General features: G+C 44.8%; 2 protein-coding genes. Both read right to left on the bottom strand.

Annotated features, from left to right (window positions below; translation table 11 throughout):
* A partial coding sequence (locus LG31_RS20650) for a portal protein (RefSeq protein ID WP_202963013.1) occupies positions 1-356 on the bottom strand: 356 nt, incomplete at its 3' end.
* Positions 353-553, bottom strand: a 201-nt coding sequence (locus tag LG31_RS21730; RefSeq protein ID WP_238567544.1) for a hypothetical protein, incomplete at its 5' end; no start/stop codon positions are given. The genes LG31_RS20650 and LG31_RS21730, both read right to left, overlap by 4 nt.

Raw genomic sequence — 553 nt, 5'->3', positions numbered from 1 at the left:
GTATTCTTCAGGTTCCGCTGTTCCAGAGAATCAGAAATCATCCGTTCGAATTTGGTGAGAGCTTGGTCTAGTTTACCTTGAGTCTTTTCACCTAGCTTTTCACGGTCTTGGGGTTCAACTTGCAGACGAAAGAAAGAGTGTTCAGGCGGGAATAGAGATAGCTGAATCTTTGATGCAAGACTCTTCAAAGCCCTTGCGCCAATTCCCTGATAAGGCACATACAGGGTCTCACCATTACTATCTGTTTCTGGAAATAGAGACGGGATAGTTAGTTTGGCACAGCTCTTTGCTCTGGTTACATAGGCTTCCCGAGTTCCTTTTAGTTTTTGATAAATACCACTTACTGATTGCTTCAATTACTTACTCCAATGTTCATCCCTGAACCTGTGTTACCACCTACCGAGAGTCCATTGTTATTCCGGTAGAAAACAGATTGAGCCTGTTTGGCTTTACGCTTAACACCTTTATCATTTACACCAGTTTGCACTTCTGCGGCTTCTGCTGGTGCAGGTGGTGGAGCTGGCGGCTTCGGGGGATCTGGCACATTACTATT

Origin of the sequence: Aeromonas lacus (assembly GCF_000764665.1) — a bacterium.
GTDB classification, from domain to species: domain Bacteria; phylum Pseudomonadota; class Gammaproteobacteria; order Enterobacterales; family Aeromonadaceae; genus Aeromonas; species Aeromonas lacus.
The sequence above is the reverse complement of the archived record's forward strand: the minus strand, read 5'-3'. Positions and strand labels throughout refer to the sequence as shown.